The sequence below is a fragment of the Streptomyces sp. NBC_01460 genome (genome assembly GCF_036227405.1).
GTDB lineage: Bacteria > Actinomycetota > Actinomycetes > Streptomycetales > Streptomycetaceae > Streptomyces.
In genome coordinates, this window is record NZ_CP109473.1 from 1,826,064 (window position 1) to 1,846,124 (window position 20,061).

General features: G+C 67.0%; 13 protein-coding genes, 3 rRNA genes and 3 pseudogenes. 4 read left to right on the forward strand and 15 right to left on the reverse strand.

Features of this window, described 5'->3' with window-relative positions:
• Positions 1 to 21: 21 nt before the first annotated feature.
• From OG488_RS08115 to OG488_RS08125, 3 genes are all read right to left on the reverse strand, one after another.
• Positions 22 to 1,041 carry a FecCD family ABC transporter permease gene (locus tag OG488_RS08115; protein WP_329238510.1) on the reverse strand — a complete coding sequence of 340 codons (1,020 nt, stop codon included), beginning with the start codon at positions 1,039 to 1,041 and terminating at the stop codon, positions 22 to 24.
• 95 nt (positions 1,042 to 1,136) lie between these two features.
• On the reverse strand, positions 1,137 to 2,198 hold the full coding sequence (locus OG488_RS08120) for a FecCD family ABC transporter permease (RefSeq protein WP_405695862.1): 1,062 nt from the start codon (positions 2,196 to 2,198) through the stop codon (positions 1,137 to 1,139).
• Between the two features lie 63 nt (positions 2,199 to 2,261).
• Positions 2,262 to 3,290, reverse strand: a complete 1,029-nt coding sequence (locus OG488_RS08125; protein ID WP_329227283.1) for an HAD hydrolase-like protein — start codon at positions 3,288 to 3,290, stop codon at positions 2,262 to 2,264.
• A gap of 72 nt (positions 3,291 to 3,362) precedes the next feature.
• On the opposite strand from OG488_RS08125, the gene OG488_RS08130 reads away from it, so the two are divergent.
• A complete protein-coding gene (locus OG488_RS08130) occupies positions 3,363 to 4,643 on the forward strand; it encodes a DUF1015 domain-containing protein (protein WP_329227285.1) in 1,281 nt (426 codons plus the stop codon).
• An 88-nt stretch (positions 4,644 to 4,731) separates the two neighbouring features.
• On the opposite strand, the gene OG488_RS08135 is transcribed toward OG488_RS08130, so the two are convergent.
• The 8 genes and pseudogenes from OG488_RS08135 to OG488_RS08170 all read right to left on the reverse strand — a co-directional run.
• Complete coding sequence (locus OG488_RS08135) at positions 4,732 to 5,484, reverse strand: hypothetical protein (protein ID WP_329238514.1); 753 nt, start codon at positions 5,482 to 5,484, stop codon at positions 4,732 to 4,734.
• Between the two features lie 267 nt (positions 5,485 to 5,751).
• Positions 5,752 to 6,567, reverse strand: a pseudogene (locus tag OG488_RS39245) (hypothetical protein); the annotation flags it as partial.
• A 660-nt stretch (positions 6,568 to 7,227) separates the two neighbouring features.
• Positions 7,228 to 7,344 (reverse strand): 5S ribosomal RNA (gene rrf / locus OG488_RS08145).
• 132 nt (positions 7,345 to 7,476) lie between these two features.
• Positions 7,477 to 10,601 (reverse strand): 23S ribosomal RNA (locus tag OG488_RS08150).
• Between the two features lie 303 nt (positions 10,602 to 10,904).
• A 16S ribosomal RNA gene (locus OG488_RS08155) occupies positions 10,905 to 12,430 on the reverse strand.
• Together the 16S, 23S and 5S rRNA genes form the textbook arrangement of a ribosomal RNA operon.
• Positions 12,431 to 13,092: 662 nt before the next feature.
• Positions 13,093 to 13,460: pseudogene (locus tag OG488_RS08160) on the reverse strand (DNA-3-methyladenine glycosylase); the annotation flags it as partial.
• Between the two features lie 222 nt (positions 13,461 to 13,682).
• Positions 13,683 to 14,294: a DNA-3-methyladenine glycosylase gene (locus OG488_RS08165; RefSeq protein WP_329227287.1), complete on the reverse strand. Its 612-nt coding sequence runs from the start codon at positions 14,292 to 14,294 to the stop codon at positions 13,683 to 13,685.
• 14 nt (positions 14,295 to 14,308) lie between these two features.
• Positions 14,309 to 14,566: pseudogene (locus tag OG488_RS08170) on the reverse strand (DNA-3-methyladenine glycosylase); the annotation flags it as partial.
• Positions 14,567 to 14,717: 151 nt separating this feature from the next.
• On the opposite strand from OG488_RS08170, the gene OG488_RS08175 reads away from it, so the two are divergent.
• The 3 genes from OG488_RS08175 to OG488_RS08185 all read left to right on the forward strand — a co-directional run bounded on the left by OG488_RS08175 (position 14,718) and on the right by OG488_RS08185 (position 16,738).
• The gene (locus OG488_RS08175; protein ID WP_329227289.1) at positions 14,718 to 15,500 is read left to right on the forward strand and encodes a sporulation protein; all 783 of its coding nucleotides are present in this window, start codon (positions 14,718 to 14,720) and stop codon (positions 15,498 to 15,500) included.
• Positions 15,501 to 15,556: 56 nt separating this feature from the next.
• On the forward strand, positions 15,557 to 16,090 hold the full coding sequence (locus tag OG488_RS08180; RefSeq protein ID WP_329227291.1) for a YbhB/YbcL family Raf kinase inhibitor-like protein: 534 nt from the start codon (positions 15,557 to 15,559) through the stop codon (positions 16,088 to 16,090).
• A gap of 141 nt (positions 16,091 to 16,231) precedes the next feature.
• The gene (locus tag OG488_RS08185; protein WP_329227293.1) at positions 16,232 to 16,738 is read left to right on the forward strand and encodes an HNH endonuclease; all 507 of its coding nucleotides are present in this window, start codon (positions 16,232 to 16,234) and stop codon (positions 16,736 to 16,738) included.
• A 66-nt stretch (positions 16,739 to 16,804) separates the two neighbouring features.
• Here the strand turns inward: OG488_RS08185 and OG488_RS08190 are convergent, their stop codons facing one another.
• From OG488_RS08190 to OG488_RS08205, 4 genes are all read right to left on the reverse strand, one after another.
• On the reverse strand, positions 16,805 to 17,572 hold the full coding sequence (locus OG488_RS08190) for a sulfite exporter TauE/SafE family protein (protein ID WP_386862233.1): 768 nt from the start codon (positions 17,570 to 17,572) through the stop codon (positions 16,805 to 16,807).
• 84 nt (positions 17,573 to 17,656) lie between these two features.
• Positions 17,657 to 18,586: an SPFH domain-containing protein gene (locus tag OG488_RS08195; protein ID WP_329227297.1), complete on the reverse strand. Its 930-nt coding sequence runs from the start codon at positions 18,584 to 18,586 to the stop codon at positions 17,657 to 17,659.
• 160 nt (positions 18,587 to 18,746) lie between these two features.
• The gene (locus tag OG488_RS08200; RefSeq protein WP_329227299.1) at positions 18,747 to 19,175 is read right to left on the reverse strand and encodes an NfeD family protein; all 429 of its coding nucleotides are present in this window, start codon (positions 19,173 to 19,175) and stop codon (positions 18,747 to 18,749) included.
• 65 nt (positions 19,176 to 19,240) lie between these two features.
• Positions 19,241 to 20,041 (reverse strand): ABC transporter ATP-binding protein, encoded by an 801-nt coding sequence (locus OG488_RS08205; protein WP_329227301.1) that lies wholly within the window; start codon positions 20,039 to 20,041, stop codon positions 19,241 to 19,243.
• Between the last annotated feature and the right edge of the window lie 20 nt (positions 20,042 to 20,061).

Here is a 20,061-nt window from a genome sequence, read left to right on the forward strand (position 1 = left end):
TGCTGGCCGGCGGCCCGGGCCTCATATGCGTCCCGCCCTGCGCTCGGACACCAGGAGCCACAGCAGGTAGCAGCCGCCGAGCACCCCGGTGACCACGCCCACCGGGAGCTGACGGTCCCCGAAGGCGTTCATGGCCGTCCAGTCGGCGACGAGCAGCAGGGCCGCGCCCGTGGCGGCCGCTGCCGCCAGGTTGGGTCCGGGTGCGCGGGTCAGCCGGCGGGCGACCTGCGGGGCGCTCAGCGACACGAAGACGATGGGGCCGGCGGCGGCGGTGGCGACGGCGACGAGCAGGACGGCGCTGCTCAGCAGGACCAGCCGGGTGCGTTCCACCCGTACGCCCAGGGCGTGGGCGGCGTCGTCACCCATCTCGATCATGCGCAGCGCCCTCCCGTGGCCGAGGACCAGGGGCAGCAGCACGCAGCAGACGGCGAGCAGCGGCCAGACCTGGGCCCAGTCCCGGCCGTCGAGCGAGCCGGTCATCCAGACGACCGCGCGGGTGGCGTCGACCAGGTTGGCCTTGGTGATCAGGTAATGCGTCGCGGCGGTGAGCATCGCGGCGGCGCCGATGCCGACGAGGACGAGCCGGTAGCCGTGCACCCCGCGCTTCCAGGCCAGCAGGTAGACGGCGGCGCCGGTCAGCAGGCCTCCGACGACGGCTCCGGCGGCGACCTCGGTGGGCCCGCCGTGGAAGAGCACGATCACGATGAGGGCGCCGACCGCCGAACCCTGGCCGAAGCCGAGCACGTCGGGGCTGCCGAGCGGGTTGCGGGAGACGCTCTGGAAGACGGCTCCGCCGACACCGAGCGCGGCGCCGACGAGGAGCCCGACCAGGACCCGGGGCAGCCGCAGCTCCGTGACGATGAACTCCTGCTGGAAGGTGCCGTTGCCGAAGAGCGTGGTGACGACCTGACCGGGTGACATGGCGTAGTCGCCGCTGCCGACCAGCACCACGGCGGCGAAGGCGGCCGCGGCGACGAGCAGGGCGATCACGGCCGACGCCCGGGCGTCCACCCGGAAGGAGAGCCCGCCGGAGGTCCGCACGGCGCGGACCGTCCTCGTGGTGTCCCGCGCGGCACGGACGGTCCTCGTGTCGTCCTCCGCGGCGCGGACCGTCTTCGTGGTGTCCGGTGCGGCCTTCACAGCTGGGCCATCCTCTTGCGTCGTACGAGGTGGATGAAGACGGGCCCGCCGAGCAGCGCGGTGACGATGCCCACCTGCAGCTCGGAGGGGCGGGCGACGACTCTGCCCACCACGTCGGCACCGAGGAGCAGCACAGGGGCGAGCACGGCCGCGTACGGCAGGATCCAGCGCAGGTCGGGGCCGGTGACGGTGCGGACCAGGTGCGGGATCATCAGCCCGATGAAGACGATCGGCCCGCAGGCGGCGGTCGCCGCCCCGCACAGGAGGGTGACGGCCACCATCGCGAGGACACGGGTGCGGGTCAGGTGCGCGCCGAGCGCCCTGGCGGTGTCGTCGCCCATCTCCAGGGCGTTGAGCGGCCGGGCGATCAGCAGGGACAGCAGCACGCCGACCGCGATGAACGGCCATACCTTGCCGACGGTCTCCGGGTTCGCGGAGGCCAGCGATCCCACGGTCCAGAAGCGCAGCCGGTCCAGCGCCGCCGCGTCCAGCAGCTGTACGGCGTTGACGTAGCCGAACAGTGCCGCGGTCACCGCCGTACCGGCGAGCGCCAGCCGTACGGGGTTCGCGGAGCGGCTCCCGCCGAGCAGGTACACGGCCACGGACACGATCGCGGCGCCGGCGAACGCGAACCAGACGTAGCCGGTGAGCGAGGTGACGCCGAGGAAGGTGATGGCCGAGACGACGGCGGCCGCGGCCCCGGCGTTGACGCCCAGCAGACCGGGCTCGGCGAGCGGGTTGCGGGTCAGCGCCTGCATCACCGCGCCCGCCAGTCCCAGGGCGGCCCCGACGATCAGCCCGAGCACGGTGCGCGGGACCCGCACATCCCGTACGAGGACGTCGCCGTTGGTGCCCGAGTAGTGGAACAGCCCGTGCCACACCTCGGAGAGCGGGAGTGCCTTGGCGCCGATCGCGACACTCGCGAGGCACACCAGCACCAGCACACCCACGGCGACCAGCAGCCCCGCGGCACGTACCGCGTGGCGCCCTGCGCGCGCAGAGGTATCCGGCGCGGGTTCGGGACCGGGACTCGATTCGGGGGGACTCTGGACCAACACGTGGTTAGGTTAGCCTATCCTCGTATCATCTCAACTCCCCGGTACGGTACGCGGTCCGGTGCCCTACAGGTCGAGTCCGGCCACGGCCTTCGCCGCGTCCAGCGCGCACGCGCCGTCCCCCGCCTGCGTCCACGCCGCCCCGCACAGGGCCCTCAGACCGTCGATCGCGTCGCCCTCGCCCTCCAGCACGAGGGCGTCCCCGCGCACCGCGGCCGTCCAGCCGCCGCAGCGGAACCCGCCGTCCTCCTCCGACACCTCGGGCTGCCCGGTGAGGAGCCCCCGCAGATCCCGGTCCACGTAGGTCGGGCGGTACTTGGGCTCGGCCGCGATCAGCTGCGCCGCGTCGGTCACCCCGGTGAGCACGAGCAGCGAGTCCACGCCTCCGTTGAACGCGCCCTCGATGTCCGTGTCCAGCCGGTCCCCGACGACCAGCGGCCGCTTCGCCCCGGTCCGCAGCACCGTCTCGCGGTGCATCGGCGGCAGCGGCTTGCCCGCGACCTGCGGCTCGGCGCCGGTCGCGATCCGCACGACCTCCACCGCCGCCCCGTTGCCCGGCGCGATGCCCCGGGCTCCCGGGATCGTCAGGTCCGTGTTGGACGCGAACCACACCGCTCCGCGCCTGATCGCGTACGCCGCCTCGGAGAACCGGCCCCACGGGAGATCGGGCCCGCCGAACCCCTGCGCCACGGCGGCCGGGTCGTCGTCCGCCGACTCCACCGGCACGAGGCCGCGCTCGCGCAGCGCGACCCGCAGCCCCTCCCCGCCGACCACGAGCACCTTCGCCCCGGCGGGCAGCTGATCGGCCATCAGCCGGGCCACCGCCTGCGCCGACGTGATGACGTCGGCGGGCTCGGCCGGCACTCCGAGCTCCGTCAGGTGCTCGGCCACCGCGTCCGGCGTCCGCAGCGCGTTGTTCGTCACGTAGGCCAGGTGCATCCCGCCCTCACGGGCGGTGCCCAGCGACTCGACGGCGTGGACGATCGCGTGCCCGCCGGCGTACACCACCCCGTCGAGGTCGAGCAGGGCCGTGTCGTACGCCTCACTGAGCGCCACGTCGCTCCCGAGCGGCCGGGACCTGTACTGCTGACTCATATGCCTGCGCTCCTCTTTCCATGCTTCTCCCCCGATCATCGCGCATCGCGGGAGCGCACATACGATGCACAAATGAACACGACCGGGCCCGCCGTCAGCCGGGGACTGCGGCTGACCCCCTTCCGCGGACTGCGGTACGTCCCCGAGCGGGTCGGCAGCCTGGCAGCGGTGACCTCACCCCCGTACGACGTCGTCGTGCGGCCCGACGGACTGCACCACCTGGAGTCCGCGGACCCCCACAACATCGTGCGGCTCATCCTTCCGCAGGCCGGCACGGCCGCCGAGCGCCACCGGCAGGCGGCCGACACCCTGAAGCGCTGGCTCACGGAGGGCGTCCTCGCCCCGGACCCGGAGCCCGTGCTCTACGTCTACGAACAGCGTGCCGGTGACGTCCTCCAGCGCGGTGTGATCGGGGCCCTGGCGCTCTCCCCCGCCTCGGAGGGCATCGTGCTGCCGCACGAGGACGTCATGGCAGATGTCGTGGAGGACCGCGCCGACCTGATGCGCACGGCCGCCGCCCACCTCGAACCGCTGCTCTTCAGCTACGCCGGGGACGGCGGTCCCGGCGGCGCGACGGCCGTCATCGAGCGGGTGGCGGAGCGTCTCCCGCTCCTCACCACGACGACCGAGGACGGCTTCAGCCACCGCCTCTGGGCCGTCACGGATCCCGCGGAACGGGAGGAGATCGAGTCGGATCTGTCGCGACGCCAGGCGCTCATCGCCGACGGACACCACCGCTGGGCCACCTACCTCAGGCTCCAGGAGGAACAGTCCGCTCCCGGCCCCTGGGACTTCGGGCTCGTCCTGCTCGTCGACACGGCCCGCTACCCGCTGCGGGTGCGCGCCATCCACCGGCTGCTGCACCGGCTCCCGGTCGCGGAGGCCCTCCGCGCGCTCGACGGTCTCTTCCGCGTCCGGCACGTCGACGGGCCGCTGCCCCATGCGCTCGGCGTGCTCGCCGACGCCGCCGCGGAAGGCAACGCCTTCCTCCTCGCGGGTGACGGCCGTTTCCATCTGGTCGACCGGCCCGACGCGCGCCTGCTGGCCCGTACCGTTCCCGCCGACCGGCCGGCCGCCTGGCGCGCGCTCGACGCGACGGTGCTGCACTCCACGCTCCTCGACGATGTCTGGGACATCCCCGACGCCCCGGAACACATCGCCTACATCCATGACAGCGCGGCCGCGGTCGAGCAGGCGGAACGGCACGACGCCACGGCGGTCCTGATGCATCCGGTGCGCGAGGACGCCGTACGGGACCTCGCGCGCCAGGGTGTCACGATGCCCCGCAAGTCGACCTCGTTCGGCCCGAAACCGGCCACGGGCCTGGTCCTGCGGAGCCTGGACATCAGCTGAGGGCGAGGTCCGGAACGCAGGAAGGGGCGGTACCCGTGCGGGTACCGCCCCTTCCTCATGCCGTGCTCATGCCGTGTTGAAGCAGACGTCAGGCCTTCGTGGACCCGTCCACGTCGTCGCCCTGGACGTCGTCGTCCTCGTCCTCGTCCTCGACATCCGCCTCGGCGTCGGGGCCGTCCTGCTCGTCCGCCTCAGCGGAGGCGCCGGTCGGCTCGTCGTCCTCGCCGAGCGCGTCGACGAACTCGACACCGTCGAGTTCGGCGAGCCGGTCGGAAGCGTCGGTCGAACCGTCCTTGTCGGCCTCCAGCGCCTTGCCGAACCACTCCCGCGCCTCGTCCTCGCGGCCTGCTTCCAGGAGCGCGTCGGCGTAGGCGTAGCGGAGACGCGGCGTCCACGAGTGGACGGCGCTGGAAGCGAGCTCGGGGCTCTGCAGCGTGACGATCGCGGCGTCGATCTGGCCCATGTCCCTGCGGGCACCCGCGGCGACCAGACGCATCTCGACCTGTCCGGCCTTGTCCAGCTTCTGCACCTCGGGCTCGCCGGCCATGGCCATCGCCCGCTCGGGACGGCCCAGCCCACGCTCACAGTCAGCCATGACGGGCCACAGGTCCACGGAGCCGGTCATCCGGCGCGACGCCCGGAACTCGGCCAGCGCTTCCGAGTACTTCTGCGTGGCGTACGCGGCGAAGCCCGCCGCCTCGCGCACCGCGGCGACCCTCGACGCCAGCCGAAGAGCGATACGCGAGTACGCGTATGCCTGCTCAGGGTCCTCGTCGATCAGACGGGCCACCATGACGAGGTTCCGTGCGACGTCCTCGGCAAGGGTCTTCGGCAGGCTCATCAGCTCCTGCCGGACGTCCTTGTCGATCTCGTCACCGGTGACGTCGTCGGGAATGGGGAGCCGCTTGATGGGCTCGCGGTCCCGGTCGTCCCGTCCCTGGTAACCGCCGCGGTCGTCGCGGCCACGGTAGCCACCGCGGTCGTTGCCCCGGTCGTTGTCACGGCGGGGCGCACGGTCGCGGTCGCCGCCTCGGTCGTCGCGGCGGAAGCCGCCGCCGGTGCTGCCACCGCGGCTGTCGTCGCGGCGGAAGCCGCCGGGACGGTCGTCGTCACGGCGCGGACCACGCGGCCGGTCGTCGCGGCGCTCGAACCCACCGCCGCTGCTGGGGCGGCCGCCGCGGTCGTCGCGCTGGCCGCCGCGGTACCCACCACCGCGCTCGTCGTCTCGACGCGGGGCACGGTCATCACGGCGGAAGCTGCTCGACCGGTCGTCGTCACGGCGGGGCGCACGGTCGCGGTCGTCGCGACGGAATCCACCGCCGGTGCTGCCGCCACGGTTGTCGTCGCGGCGGAAACCGCCAGGACGGTCGTCATCACGACGCGGACCACGCGGCCGGTCGTCACGACGCTCGAAGCCACCACCGCTGGGACGACCACCACGGTCGTCACGACGCTCGAAGCCACCACCGCTGGGACGACCACCACGGTCATCGCGACGCTCAAAGCCACCACCGCTGGGACGACCACCACGGTCATCGCGACGCTCAAAGCCACCACCGCTGGGACGACCACCACGGTCATCGCGACGCTCAAAGCCACCACCGCTGGGACGACCACCACGGTCATCGCGCTGGCCACCGCGGTATCCACCACGCTCATCATCACGGCGCGGGGCACGGTCGCGGTCGCCACCTCGGTCGTCGCGGCGGAAACCGCCAGGACGGTCGTCATCACGACGCGGACCACGCGGCCGGTCGTCACGACGCTCGAAGCCACCAGTGGGACGACCACCACGGTCATCACGGCGCTCGAAGCCACCACCGCTGGGACGACCACCACGGTCATCGCGCTGGCCACCGCGGTATCCACCACGCTCGTCGTCTCGACGCGGGGCACGGTCATCACGGCGGAAGCTGCTCGACCGGTCGTCGTCACGGCGGGGCGCACGGTCGCGGTCGTCGCGACGGAAACCGCCGCCGGTGCCGGCCCCGCGGCTGTCATCGCGACGGAATCCACCGCCGGTGCTGCCACCGCGGCTGTCGTCACGGCGGAAACCGCCAGGACGGTCGTCATCACGACGCGGACCACGCGGCCGGTCGTCACGACGCTCGAAGCCACCACCGCTGGGACGACCACCACGGTCATCACGACGCTCGAAGCCACCACCGCTGGGACGACCACCACGGTCGTCACGCTGACCACCGCGGTACCCACCACGCTCGTCGTCACGACGCGGAGCACGGTCATCACGGCGGAAGCCGCCGCCGGTACCAGCCCCCCGGTTGTCGTCACGACGAGGACCGCGGTCACGGTCGTCGCGGCGGGGTGCGCCACGGTCGCTGTCGCGTCGAGGAGCGCCGGCCCGGTCGTCACGGCCGCCTCGGAAGCCGCCCCTGTCACCGCCGTCCCGGCGACGCGGCTCGCGCTCCGGACGGTCGTCGGAAGAGTTGGTGGACATGGGGGTGACTCCTGTCATCGGGTACCACAGACATTCTCGCGCAGCCGACCATCCGACGCGCTTCGGCAAAACAAAAAGGGCCCTCGGCCCCAGCATGAACGCTGGGACCAAGGGCCCTGAAAGATTGTTCGGCGGCGTCCTACTCTCCCACAGGGTCCCCCCTGCAGTACCATCGGCGCTGAAAGGCTTAGCTTCCGGGTTCGGAATGTAACCGGGCGTTTCCCTAACGCAATGACCACCGAAACACTATCGGCCACTCCGCATAAGCGGAGATCGGCACTTAGCGAACAAGCACACTTTTCAGTTAAGTAGTGAAGCTGTTCAACCAGCACGACTGTTCGTGGCCTGGGAACAACACAGTGGACGCGAGCAACTGAGGACAAGCCCTCGGCCTATTAGTACCAGTCAGCTCCACCCGTTACCGGGCTTCCACATCTGGCCTATCAACCCAGTCGTCTACTGGGAGCCTTAACCACTCAAGGTGGTGGGAATACTCATCTCGAAGCAGGCTTCCCGCTTAGATGCTTTCAGCGGTTATCCTTTCCGAACGTAGCCAACCAGCCATGCCCTTGGCAGGACAACTGGCACACCAGAGGTTCGTCCGTCCCGGTCCTCTCGTACTAGGGACAGCCCTTCTCAATATTCCTACGCGCACAGCGGATAGGGACCGAACTGTCTCACGACGTTCTAAACCCAGCTCGCGTACCGCTTTAATGGGCGAACAGCCCAACCCTTGGGACCGACTCCAGCCCCAGGATGCGACGAGCCGACATCGAGGTGCCAAACCATCCCGTCGATATGGACTCTTGGGGAAGATCAGCCTGTTATCCCCGGGGTACCTTTTATCCGTTGAGCGACAGCGCTTCCACAAGCCACTGCCGGATCACTAGTCCCGACTTTCGTCCCTGCTCGACCCGTCGGTCTCACAGTCAAGCTCCCTTGTGCACTTACACTCAACACCTGATTGCCAACCAGGCTGAGGGAACCTTTGGGCGCCTCCGTTACTCTTTAGGAGGCAACCGCCCCAGTTAAACTACCCATCAGACACTGTCCCTGATCCGGATCACGGACCCAGGTTAGACATCCAGCACGACCAGAGTGGTATTTCAACGGCGACTCCACAACCACTGGCGTGGCTGCTTCAAAGTCTCCCACCTATCCTACACAAGCCGAACCGAACACCAATATCAAACTATAGTAAAGGTCCCGGGGTCTTTCCGTCCTGCTGCGCGAAACGAGCATCTTTACTCGTAGTGCAATTTCACCGGGCCTATGGTTGAGACAGTCGAGAAGTCGTTACGCCATTCGTGCAGGTCGGAACTTACCCGACAAGGAATTTCGCTACCTTAGGATGGTTATAGTTACCACCGCCGTTTACTGGCGCTTAAGTTCTCAGCTTCGCACACCCGAAAGTGCACTAACCGGTCCCCTTAACGTTCCAGCACCGGGCAGGCGTCAGTCCGTATACATCGCCTTACGGCTTCGCACGGACCTGTGTTTTTAGTAAACAGTCGCTTCTCGCTGGTCTCTGCGGCCACCCCCAGCTCACCGAGTAAATCGGATCACCAGTGATGGCCCCCCTTCTCCCGAAGTTACGGGGGCATTTTGCCGAGTTCCTTAACCATAGTTCACCCGAACGCCTCGGTATTCTCTACCTGACTACCTGAGTCGGTTTAGGGTACGGGCCGCCATGAAACTCGCTAGAGGCTTTTCTCGACAGCATAGGATCATCCACTTCACCACAATCGGCTCGGCATCAGGTCTCAGCCTTAATGTGTGACGGATTTGCCTACCACACGGCCTACACCCTTACCCCGGGACAACCACCGCCCGGGCTGGACTACCTTCCTGCGTCACCCCATCGCTTACCTAGTACAAGTCTGGTTCGTCGGCTCCACCACTACCCTCAACTCCGAAGAGATCGGGCCGGCTTCACGGACTTAGCATCGCCTGATTCAGTATTGGGCGTTTCAAAGCGGGTACCGGAATATCAACCGGTTGTCCATCGACTACGCCTGTCGGCCTCGCCTTAGGTCCCGACTTACCCTGGGCAGATCAGCTTGACCCAGGAACCCTTAGTCAATCGGCGCACACGTTTCTCACGTGTGTATCGCTACTCATGCCTGCATTCTCACTCGTGAACCGTCCACAACTCGCTTCCGCGGCTGCTTCACCCGGCACACGACGCTCCCCTACCCATCCACACAGGCGTTGGCCCTATATGTGTGAATGACACGACTTCGGCGGTACGCTTGAGCCCCGCTACATTGTCGGCGCGGAATCACTTGACCAGTGAGCTATTACGCACTCTTTCAAGGGTGGCTGCTTCTAAGCCAACCTCCTGGTTGTCTCTGCGACTCCACATCCTTTCCCACTTAGCGTACGCTTAGGGGCCTTAGTCGATGCTCTGGGCTGTTTCCCTCTCGACCATGGAGCTTATCCCCCACAGTCTCACTGCCGTGCTCTCACTTACCGGCATTCGGAGTTTGGCTAAGGTCAGTAACCCGGTAGGGCCCATCGCCTATCCAGTGCTCTACCTCCGGCAAGAAACACACGACGCTGCACCTAAATGCATTTCGGGGAGAACCAGCTATCACGGAGTTTGATTGGCCTTTCACCCCTAACCACAGGTCATCCCCCAGGTTTTCAACCCTGGTGGGTTCGGTCCTCCACGAAGTCTTACCTCCGCTTCAACCTGCCCATGGCTAGATCACTCCGCTTCGGGTCTAGAGCGTGCAACTCAATCGCCCTATTCGGACTCGCTTTCGCTACGGCTTCCCCACACGGGTTAACCTCGCTACACACCGCTAACTCGCAGGCTCATTCTTCAAAAGGCACGCAGTCACGACTGCATGTGCAAGCACATACAGCGACGCTCCCACGGCTTGTAGGCACACGGTTTCAGGTACTATTTCACTCCGCTCCCGCGGTACTTTTCACCATTCCCTCACGGTACTATCCGCTATCGGTCACCAGGGAATATTTAGGCTTAGCGGGTGGTCCCGCCAGATTCACACGGGATTTCTCGGGCCCCGTGCTACTTGGGTGTCTCTCAAACGAGCCGTTGATGTTTCAGCTACGGGGGTCTTACCCTCTACGCCGGACCTTTCGCATGTCCTTCGCCTACACCAACGGTTTCTGACTCGTCTCACAGTCGGCAGACTATGAAAAAGAGATCCCACAACCCCGCATGCGCAACCCCTGCCGGGTATCACACGCATACGGTTTGGCCTCATCCAGTTTCGCTCGCCACTACTCCCGGAATCACGGTTGTTTTCTCTTCCTGAGGGTACTGAGATGTTTCACTTCCCCTCGTTCCCTCCACACTGCCTATGTGTTCAGCAGCGGGTGACAGCCCATGACGACTGCCGGGTTTCCCCATTCGGAAACCCCCGGATCAAAGCTTGGTTGACAGCTCCCCGGGGACTATCGTGGCCTCCCACGTCCTTCATCGGTTCCTGGTGCCAAGGCATCCACCGTGCGCCCTTAAAAACTTGGCCACAGATGCTCGCGTCCACTGTGCAGTTCTCAAACAACGACCAGCCACCCATCACCCCGCCCAAACAGGCGAGTTTACTGGGGCCGGCAACCGAAGATCCAGACTCAACGAGCCCGTACCTTCAGATACCCAACAGCGTGCCCGACCCGACCAACCCGATCCTGTTTTCCACGCCGAAGCAGTACTCACAGAACCGTGCTCATCGTGCCGAATAATCAACGTTCCACCCATGAGCAACCACCGTCGAACATTTGCCGACGTAATGGTCTCTGGATTCCCCGAAGGAAACCTAGATGCTCCTTAGAAAGGAGGTGATCCAGCCGCACCTTCCGGTACGGCTACCTTGTTACGACTTCGTCCCAATCGCCAGTCCCACCTTCGACAGCTCCCTCCCACAAGGGGTTGGGCCACCGGCTTCGGGTGTTACCGACTTTCGTGACGTGACGGGCGGTGTGTACAAGGCCCGGGAACGTATTCACCGCAGCAATGCTGATCTGCGATTACTAGCAACTCCGACTTCATGGGGTCGAGTTGCAGACCCCAATCCGAACTGAGACCGGCTTTTTGAGATTCGCTCCGCCTCGCGGCATCGCAGCTCATTGTACCGGCCATTGTAGCACGTGTGCAGCCCAAGACATAAGGGGCATGATGACTTGACGTCGTCCCCACCTTCCTCCGAGTTGACCCCGGCAGTCTCCTGTGAGTCCCCATCACCCCGAAGGGCATGCTGGCAACACAGAACAAGGGTTGCGCTCGTTGCGGGACTTAACCCAACATCTCACGACACGAGCTGACGACAGCCATGCACCACCTGTATACCGACCACAAGGGGGGCACCATCTCTGATGCTTTCCGGTATATGTCAAGCCTTGGTAAGGTTCTTCGCGTTGCGTCGAATTAAGCCACATGCTCCGCTGCTTGTGCGGGCCCCCGTCAATTCCTTTGAGTTTTAGCCTTGCGGCCGTACTCCCCAGGCGGGGAACTTAATGCGTTAGCTGCGGCACCGACGACGTGGAATGTCGCCAACACCTAGTTCCCAACGTTTACGGCGTGGACTACCAGGGTATCTAATCCTGTTCGCTCCCCACGCTTTCGCTCCTCAGCGTCAGTAATGGCCCAGAGATCCGCCTTCGCCACCGGTGTTCCTCCTGATATCTGCGCATTTCACCGCTACACCAGGAATTCCGATCTCCCCTACCACACTCTAGCTAGCCCGTATCGAATGCAGACTCGGGGTTAAGCCCCGAGCTTTCACATCCGACGTGACAAGCCGCCTACGAGCTCTTTACGCCCAATAATTCCGGACAACGCTTGCGCCCTACGTATTACCGCGGCTGCTGGCACGTAGTTAGCCGGCGCTTCTTCTGCAGGTACCGTCACTTTCGCTTCTTCCCTGCTGAAAGAGGTTTACAACCCGAAGGCCGTCATCCCTCACGCGGCGTCGCTGCATCAGGCTTTCGCCCATTGTGCAATATTCCCCACTGCTGCCTCCCGTAGGAGTCTGGGCCGTGTCTCAGTCCCAGTGTGGCCGGTCGCCCTCTCAGGCCGGCTACCCGTCGTCGCCTTGGTAGGCCATTACCCCACCAACAAGCTGATAGGCCGCGGGCTCATCCTTCACCGCCGGAGCTTTTAACCCCGCCCCATGAGGGACAGAGTGTTATCCGGTATTAGACCCCGTTTCCAGGGCTTGTCCCAGAGTGAAGGGCAGATTGCCCACGTGTTACTCACCCGTTCGCCACTAATCCACCCCGAAGGGCTTCATCGTTCGACTTGCATGTGTTAAGCACGCCGCCAGCGTTCGTCCTGAGCCAGGATCAAACTCTCCATGAATGTTTTCCCGTAATCGGGAGAGCACCATAGAAGAGCGGGACGACCGATCCGGAATAGGGATGGTCGTCCACAGCGTCCTCGCTGATGTTGCCTACCCGCCACATGGGCCGGTAGGACTTCAAAGGAACCACCAACCCACCGAAGTGGGCCGGGGTATCAACAAATTTGGCGTTGATTTTTGGCACGCTGTTGAGTTCTCAAGGAACGGACGCTTCCTTCGGTCCCGTTTCACCGGGGCCCTCCGGGCGCTTCCCTTCGTTCTTGCGTTTCCGACTCTATCAGACTCTTTCGTGTCCGATTCCCGGCCGAAGCGGGTTCCTGCTGTTTCGCTTTCCAGTTCTTCGCTTTCGCGTTTCCCTTTCCGGCGAGTCCAACTTTACCAGACTCTTTTCCGTTCCGTTTCCGGTCCGAATCAGAATCAAGCGGCCTGCGGAGTGGCCTTTGCCTTTCGGCGTGTTCACTACGTTAGTCGATTTCCTCTGCGGCTCATAATCGAGTCGCCGGGGCGAATTCCGGCATGCCGGAATCACACCCGCCAGGGGTGAATCGTAGGTAGTGGTTGGCCCTCTCACGATGCTTCGACCCGGTCCGATGGACCGCGCCAGGAACAACTGCATCCGTTCAAGCGGCTCGGACTACATTAGGGAAACGGCAGGGGCGAGTCAAGTTGCGCGTCGGCGTGGCACATCGGCCCTGTACGGGCTGACCGTGGGGTCGCCGTCGATCCTGAAGCCCCAGGGCTGGTGCGAGCCATCGCCGCCCACGCCGGTCCGAGGCCCGTTGCGTACCTGGTCGGGCAGCGGCGGGGTCCCTTGCAGGACGGACAGGGGGCGCCCCTCACCCTCCACGACGTCGACACCGTCCCGTACCCGGTCGACGTCCAGTGCCGTCGCCAGTCGCGCCGTCCCTTTGGCCGGTTCTCTGTCAAGCCGGGCCGAGAACCGACGTTTCCGGGCCGTCTCCGCCCCTGTACCTGTCGCCCCGCCCTGAGCAGGACACCGCTCGCCCTGCCCTCAGGACCGCGCACCAGGGGCGAGGAGTCCAAGGGCGGGAGCCTGACGCAACGGGCGCCGAGTCGGGCGCTGTGCGACCGGAACGGATGGTCCGTCGTAGGCGTGGCGCACGTCGGCGGTCACTCGACCGGCCACCGGCCAGGAACGCGCCAAGCGCCGCACCCGCCGACGATCACGCATCTTCTGGACCAACTTCCGCACCCACTCACCGGCGAGCCGTGAGCGAGGCGCACGGCGGCTCAGGCTCCGGTGGACGGTTTGGCTCTCGGACTCAGTCTGTACGCCGAGACGGTCGGATCACCGGCGAGGTAGAACCGGTGCTGCCAGTCGTGGGCCTTGCTCACTCCCACCCGAGGACCAACCTGGATGAGCGCGGCAGGTGCGGACTCACCCGCGGACAACACGACCGAGGTTCCTGCCAGGAGGTCTGCGCCGTCGTGCTCTCCCGTGACGCCGAGTGCCTGGCAGAAGTTCCCCGGCCCTCGGGCAAGGCGTGGACTCTCGACCTCCTCCCCTCGCCGCTTGCGTGCCAGGTCTTCCCCCTCGATGACCCTGCCTGCCCGGATGAGGACGGCCGAGGCGGTGCCGTCCGTCCCGGTGACGACGTTGGCGCACCAGTGGAGACCGTGGGACCGGTAGACGTACAGGTGTCCTGGGGGTCCGAACATGACGGCGTTACGGGGTGTCCGGCCCCGGTAGGCATGGGAGGCCGGGTCAGCCGTACCGGAGTACGCCTCGGTCTCCGTGATGGCGATGCTCACGGTTCCCTCGGGGGTCGTGCAGGTGAGGACGCTCCCGAGCAGCCTGGGGGCGACCTCTTCGGCAGGACGGGCGAGGACGTCGACGTTCATGCTGACCGCCGTGACATGCCGTATGTGAAAGAGACGTACGCGTGTCCGGGCGGGCCGGACATCACGCCGTCGCGGACGGGCCGGCCGGGGAAGGCGTGGGAGCCGAGGTCGGCCTCGCCCGCGTACGCCTCCACCTCCGTCGGACGCAGCTCGATGGGGCCCTCGTCCGTGGTCCGGACGAGGATGCGGCTGACGAGGTCGGGGGCCACGTCCAGGACCGGCCTGTCGAAGAAATCCCGCGTGAGCGGCGTTCTGTTCATGCCCTCGTTCATGGCGTCCGAGGGTACTGGGGAGAAGCGTGCCGCTCCGGAGTCAGCGATCGAGGACCGTGTGTCCCGGGTCCGCGCGGGCCCCTGGGGACGACGGCCGTGGGAACCGGCTACGGTCGTGGCGCGTATGTACGGGTGGACCAAGGAGGAAAACATGGGCTTCAAGCGACTGCTCGCGAGCATGGGTGCCGGCGGTGCTTCGGTCGAGACCGAACTGACCGAACTCAACGTCGTTCCCGGCGGGGTCGTCCAGGGCGAGGTGCGGATCCAGGGCGGGTCCGTGGACCAGCAGATCGAGGGGCTCTCGGTCGGTCTGCAGGCCCGCGTCGAGGTCGAGGGCGGGGACCAGGAGACCAAGCAGGACATCGAGTTCGCCAAGCTGCGCCTCGGCGGTGCCTTCGAGGTGAAGGCCGGCGCGGTGCACGTCGTGCCGTTCGGCCTGGAGATTCCGTGGGAGACGCCGATCACCATGTTCGCGGGGCAGCAGCTGCGCGGCATGAACATCGGGGTGACGACGGAGCTGGAGATCGCCCGCGCGCTGGACTCCGGTGACCTGGACCCGATCAACGTGCACCCGCTGCCCGCGCAGCAGGCCATCCTGGACGCCTTCGGGCAGCTGGGCTTCGGCTTCCGCAGCGCCGACATGGAGCGCGGGCACATCCGCGCCACCCGCCAGCGCCTGCCGTTCTACCAGGAGATCGAGTTCGTCCCGCCGCAGCAGTACCGGGGGCTGAACCAGGTGGAGCTGACGTTCATCGCGGACGACCGCGAGATGGACGTCGTCCTGGAGATGGACAAGAAGCCGGGTCTCTTCAGCGAGGGCAGCGACTCCTACCGTGCGTTCAAGGTGGGTCTCAACGACTTCCAGGGCACCGACTGGGCCGCCTACCTCAATCAGTGGCTCGCCCAGGTCGGCGGCCAGCGCAACTGGCTCTGAGACCGCCTAGGGTCGGTGGGGAAGAGACCGCACAGCCGATCAGGAGAGGTGCTGACGTGACCGGACCGAAGAGGGCGCCGCTGCCGCACGACTTCCATCCGGAGGTCCCCCCGTTCACCGTGGAGAGCAAGGAGCTCGCCCCGGGCGCGGTCCTCGCGGACGCCCAGGTGCTCGAGGCGGGGAACACCTCGCCGCAGCTGCGGTGGGAGGGCTTCCCCGCGGGGACGAAGAGTTTCGCCGTGACCTGCTTCGACCCGGACGCCCCGACGGGCAGCGGGTTCTGGCACTGGGTGCTCTTCGACATCCCCGCATCGGTGACGGAGCTCCCCGCCGGTGCGGGGAGCGGGGCGTTCGAGGGACTGCCCGAGGGTGCCGTCCAGGCCCGCAACGACTACGGTTCGAAGGAGTTCGGCGGCGCCGCACCGCCCGCCGGCGAGAACCACCGCTACGTCTTCACCGTGTACGCGGTGGACACCGAGAAGCTCGGGCCGGACAGCGACGCCTCGCCCGCGGCGGTCGGTTTCAACCTCCGGTTCCACACGCTGGGCCGGGCTCAGCTGATCGGGGAGTACACCGCTCCCGCAAGCTGAACGTTCGCCTCCTGTTTGCCCTGCCCTGGTCTTGGAGAGATCAGGGCAGGGCACTTTTTATTGCGTTGTCCCTCACGGCTCTCCCGGACAGAGTTGATCCGGGCCCGCCGACTGACGGGCGGCACACGGGAGGTGGGCAGGATGCGGGACACACTTGTACTCAACGCGAGCTTCGAGCCGCTGTCGACGGTGACGCTCAACCGCGCGGTGGTCCTGATCCTCCAGGACAAGGCCGTCGTCGAGCAGTCGCATCCCGGGCTCCGTATGCGTGGTGCCGCCGTCGACCTCCCGGTGCCCCAGGTCATCAGGCTCTGCCGGTACGTGCGGGTGCCGTTCCGAAGACACGCTCCGTGGTCCAGACGGGGGGTGCTCATACGGGACCAGCACCGGTGCGCGTACTGCGGGCGGCGGGCGAGCACCGTGGACCACGTCGTTCCGCGTGCCCAGGGGGGCCAGGACACCTGGCTGAACACCGTGGCCTCGTGCGCGGAGGACAACCACCGCAAGGCGGCGCGGACGCCGGAGCAGGCGGGCATGCCCCTGCTGCGTCAGCCGTTCGTGCCCTCGCCGGCGGACGCGATGCTGCTCGCGCTGGGTGTCGGCGACCGGTCGGCGCTGCCGGAGTGGCTGGCGCGTTCGGCCGCGTAGCCGCCGCACACGAACGTATGCGGAGCCCGTCCCTCCGGCTCGTCGGAGGGGACGGGCTCCCGTCCGTCAGCGCAGCAGCAGTTGGACGATCGCCGCGGTGCCGACGACGACGATCAGCGCGCGCAGGAAGCGCGGGCTGAGCCGGCGGCCGACGCGCGCGCCTATCTGCCCGCCGATCGCGGAACCCACCGCGATGAGGACGACGGCCGTCCAGTCGAAGTCCGCGACGAAGAGGAAGAAGAGCGCGGCAACGGTGTTGACGACGGCGGCGAGGACGTTCTTGACGGCGTTGAGGCGCTGCATCGTGTCGTCGAGCAGCATGCCCATCAGGGAGAGGTAGATGATCCCCTGGGCCGCGGTGAAGTAGCCGCCGTAGACGCTGGCGAGCATGAGGCCGATGAGGAGGAGCGGTCCGCCGTCGGGGCGGGCGGGTGTTCCCGTGCGCTCACGCCGATGCTGGACCGCTCTGCTGATGCGGGGTTGCAGGATGACCAGCACGAGCGCGAGGGCCACCAGGACGGGGACGATCGTCTCGAACGCCGTCGAGGGCAGGGCGAGCAGGAGGGTCGCCCCGGTGAGTCCGCCGATCAGTGCGCCGGCGCTCAGTTTCAGGATCCGGCGGCGCTGGCCTGCCAGTTCCTTCCGGTAGCCGATGGCCCCGCTGATCGAGCCGGGGATCAGGCCGAGTGCGTTGGACACGGTCGCGGTGACCGGTGGCAGCCCGGTCGCGAGCAGGACGGGAAAGGTGATCAACGTCCCGGATCCGACGATGGTGTTGATCGTGCCGGCGCCGACGCCGGCCGCGAAGACCGCGAGAATCTCCCAGATGGACAAGGCCATCTCCTTCGATGGTCAGTGACGCCTCCCCGCCATGAAGGTCGAGGGGCCTCACTGATCATGCACGAAGGGGTGTGCCGGTCAGTCGACCGGGGGCTGCTCCCGGCGCTCCGGGCCGGTGTTGAAGCCGGGGGCACCGCTGCCGAGGTTGCCGAACGCTCCGCTGAGGCCCTTGAGGGCGTCGCCGATCTCGCTGGGCACGATCCAGAGCTTGTTGGCGTCGCCCTCGGCGATCTTGGGGAGCATCTGGAGGTACTGGTACGAGAGGAGCTTCTGGTCCGGGTCTCCGGCGTGGATGGACTCGAAGACCGTACGGATGGCCTGGGCCTCACCCTCGGCGCGGAGGGCGGACGCCTTCGCCTCGCCCTCGGCACGCAGGATCGCGGACTGCTTCTCACCCTCGGCGGTGAGGATCGCCGACTGCCTGATGCCCTCGGCGGTGAGGATGGCGGCGCGCTTGTCGCGGTCGGCGCGCATCTGCTTCTCCATCGAGTCCTGGATGGAGGTGGGCGGTTCGATGGCCTTGAGCTCGACGCGGTTGACGCGGATGCCCCACTTGCCGGTGGCCTCGTCGAGGACTCCGCGCAGCGCCGCGTTGATCTCCTCGCGGGAGGTCAGGGTCCGTTCGAGGTCCATGCCGCCGATGATGTTGCGCAGGGTGGTGACGGTGAGCTGCTCGATCGCCTGGATGTAGCTGGCGACTTCGTAGGTGGCGGCGCGGGCGTCGGTCACCTGGTAGTAGATGACGGTGTCGATGTTGACGACGAGGTTGTCCTGGGTGATCACCGGCTGCGGCGGGAAGGGGACGACCTGTTCGCGGAGGTCGATCCTGTTGCGGATCGAGTCGATGAACGGGACGACGATGTTCAGCCCGGCGTTGAGGGTGCGGGTGTAGCGGCCGAAGCGCTCCACGATGGCGGCACTGGCCTGCGGGATGACCTGGATCGTCTTGATCAGGGCGATGAAGACGAGCACCACCAGAATGATCAGGACGATGATGATCGGTTGCATCGTGTGCCTCGTGCCCTTCGGTTGCCGACGGATCGCGGTGTTCGAGGTCGAACGGTCATGACGGTCGCTGCTCACAACGGTCGCGTGTTCACGACGGTCGCATTCTCATGATGATCGACTTCGAGTTTGGCAGACCGGGGCCTGCCGTGTGACCGGTTCGCTACATGACGACGGCCGTTGCACCGTCGATGTCCACGACGTCCACCTGCAGGCCGGGTTCGAAGACCTGGTCGCCGTCGAGTGAGCGCGCGGACCATACCTCTCCGGCGAGCTTGATGCGCCCGCCGCTGCCGTCCACCCGTTCCAGGACGACGGCCTGACGGCCTTTCAGTGCGTCGATGCCGGTGGCGGACCCGGCCTGGCCCGCCCGGTGTCTGGCCGCGATCGGGCGGACGACCGCGATCAGGGCCACCGATACCAGGACGAAGACCAGGACTTGGGCGACGATGCCCCCGCCGAGGGCCGCGACGACGGCAGCGGCCACCGCTCCGACGGCGAACATCCCGAATTCGGGCATCGCGGTCAGGACGAGGGGAATGCCCAGTCCCACCGCGCCGATCAGCCACCACACCCACGCGTCGATGTCCACCCGGTCATCGTAGGACCGCGGGTGCCCTCCCGGACAGGGCGCAGAGGAGGTTGGCTGTGGTGCGCCTACTGGCCGAGGGGCAGGCCGCGAGCGGTGTAGCGGTCGCCGTGGTGCTCGACGACGAGGGGAAGGCCGAAGCAGAGGGAGAGGTTCCGGGAGCTGAGCTCGGTCTCCATGGGGCCGGCGGCGAGCACCTTGCCCTGACGGATCATCAGGACATGGGTGAAGCCGGGCGCGATCTCCTCGACGTGGTGGGTGACCATGATCATGGACGGGGCGTACGGGTCGCGGGCCAGCCTGCCGAGACGGCGGACCAGGTCCTCGCGCCCGCCGAGGTCGAGCCCGGCGGCCGGCTCGTCCAGGAGGAGCAGCTCGGGGTCGGTCATCATGGCGCGGGCGATGAGGGTGCGCTTGCGCTCGCCCTCGGAGAGCGTGCCGAACTTGCGGTCGAGGTAGTCGGACATGCCGAGGCGGTCGAGGAACGCGCGGGCACGCTCCTCGTCGACGGCCTCGTAGTCCTCGTGCCAGGTGGCGGTCATCCCGTACGCGGCGGTGAGCACCGTCTGCAGGACCGTCTGGCGCCTGGGCAGCTTTTCGGCCATGGCCACACCGGCGATGCCGATGCGGGGCCGGAGCTCGAAGACGTCGGTGCCGACTCCGCCGAGCCGCTCGCCGAGGACCTTCGCCGTGCCGGTGCTGGGGAAGAGGTAGCTGGAGGCGATGTTGAGGAGGGTGGTCTTGCCGGCGCCGTTCGGGCCGAGGATGACCCAGCGCTCCCCCTCCTTGACCGACCAGGAGACGTCGTCCACCAGAGCGCGTCCGTCGCGGACCACGGATACGTCCACCAGCTCCAGTACATCGCTCATGGCGCGTTGTCTCCCCATAC

Bases quoted from the DNA above. Each gene is read 5' to 3' on its own strand.
- OG488_RS08205 (WP_329227301.1), bottom strand. From the start codon at position 20,041: ATGAGCGATGTACTGGAGCTGGTGGACGTATCCGTGGTCCGCGACGGA.
- OG488_RS08185 (WP_329227293.1), top strand. From the start codon at position 16,232: ATGCGGGACACACTTGTACTCAACGCGAGCTTCGAGCCGCTGTCGACG.
- OG488_RS08135 (WP_329238514.1), bottom strand. From the start codon at position 5,484: ATGAGCCTGCCGAAGACCCTTGCCGAGGACGTCGCACGGAACCTCGTC.
- OG488_RS08125 (WP_329227283.1), bottom strand. From the start codon at position 3,290: ATGAGTCAGCAGTACAGGTCCCGGCCGCTCGGGAGCGACGTGGCGCTC.
- OG488_RS08195 (WP_329227297.1), bottom strand. From the start codon at position 18,586: ATGCAACCGATCATCATCGTCCTGATCATTCTGGTGGTGCTCGTCTTC.
- OG488_RS08165 (WP_329227287.1), bottom strand. From the start codon at position 14,294: ATGAACGTCGACGTCCTCGCCCGTCCTGCCGAAGAGGTCGCCCCCAGG.
- OG488_RS08130 (WP_329227285.1), top strand. From the start codon at position 3,363: ATGAACACGACCGGGCCCGCCGTCAGCCGGGGACTGCGGCTGACCCCC.
- OG488_RS08175 (WP_329227289.1), top strand. From the start codon at position 14,718: ATGGGCTTCAAGCGACTGCTCGCGAGCATGGGTGCCGGCGGTGCTTCG.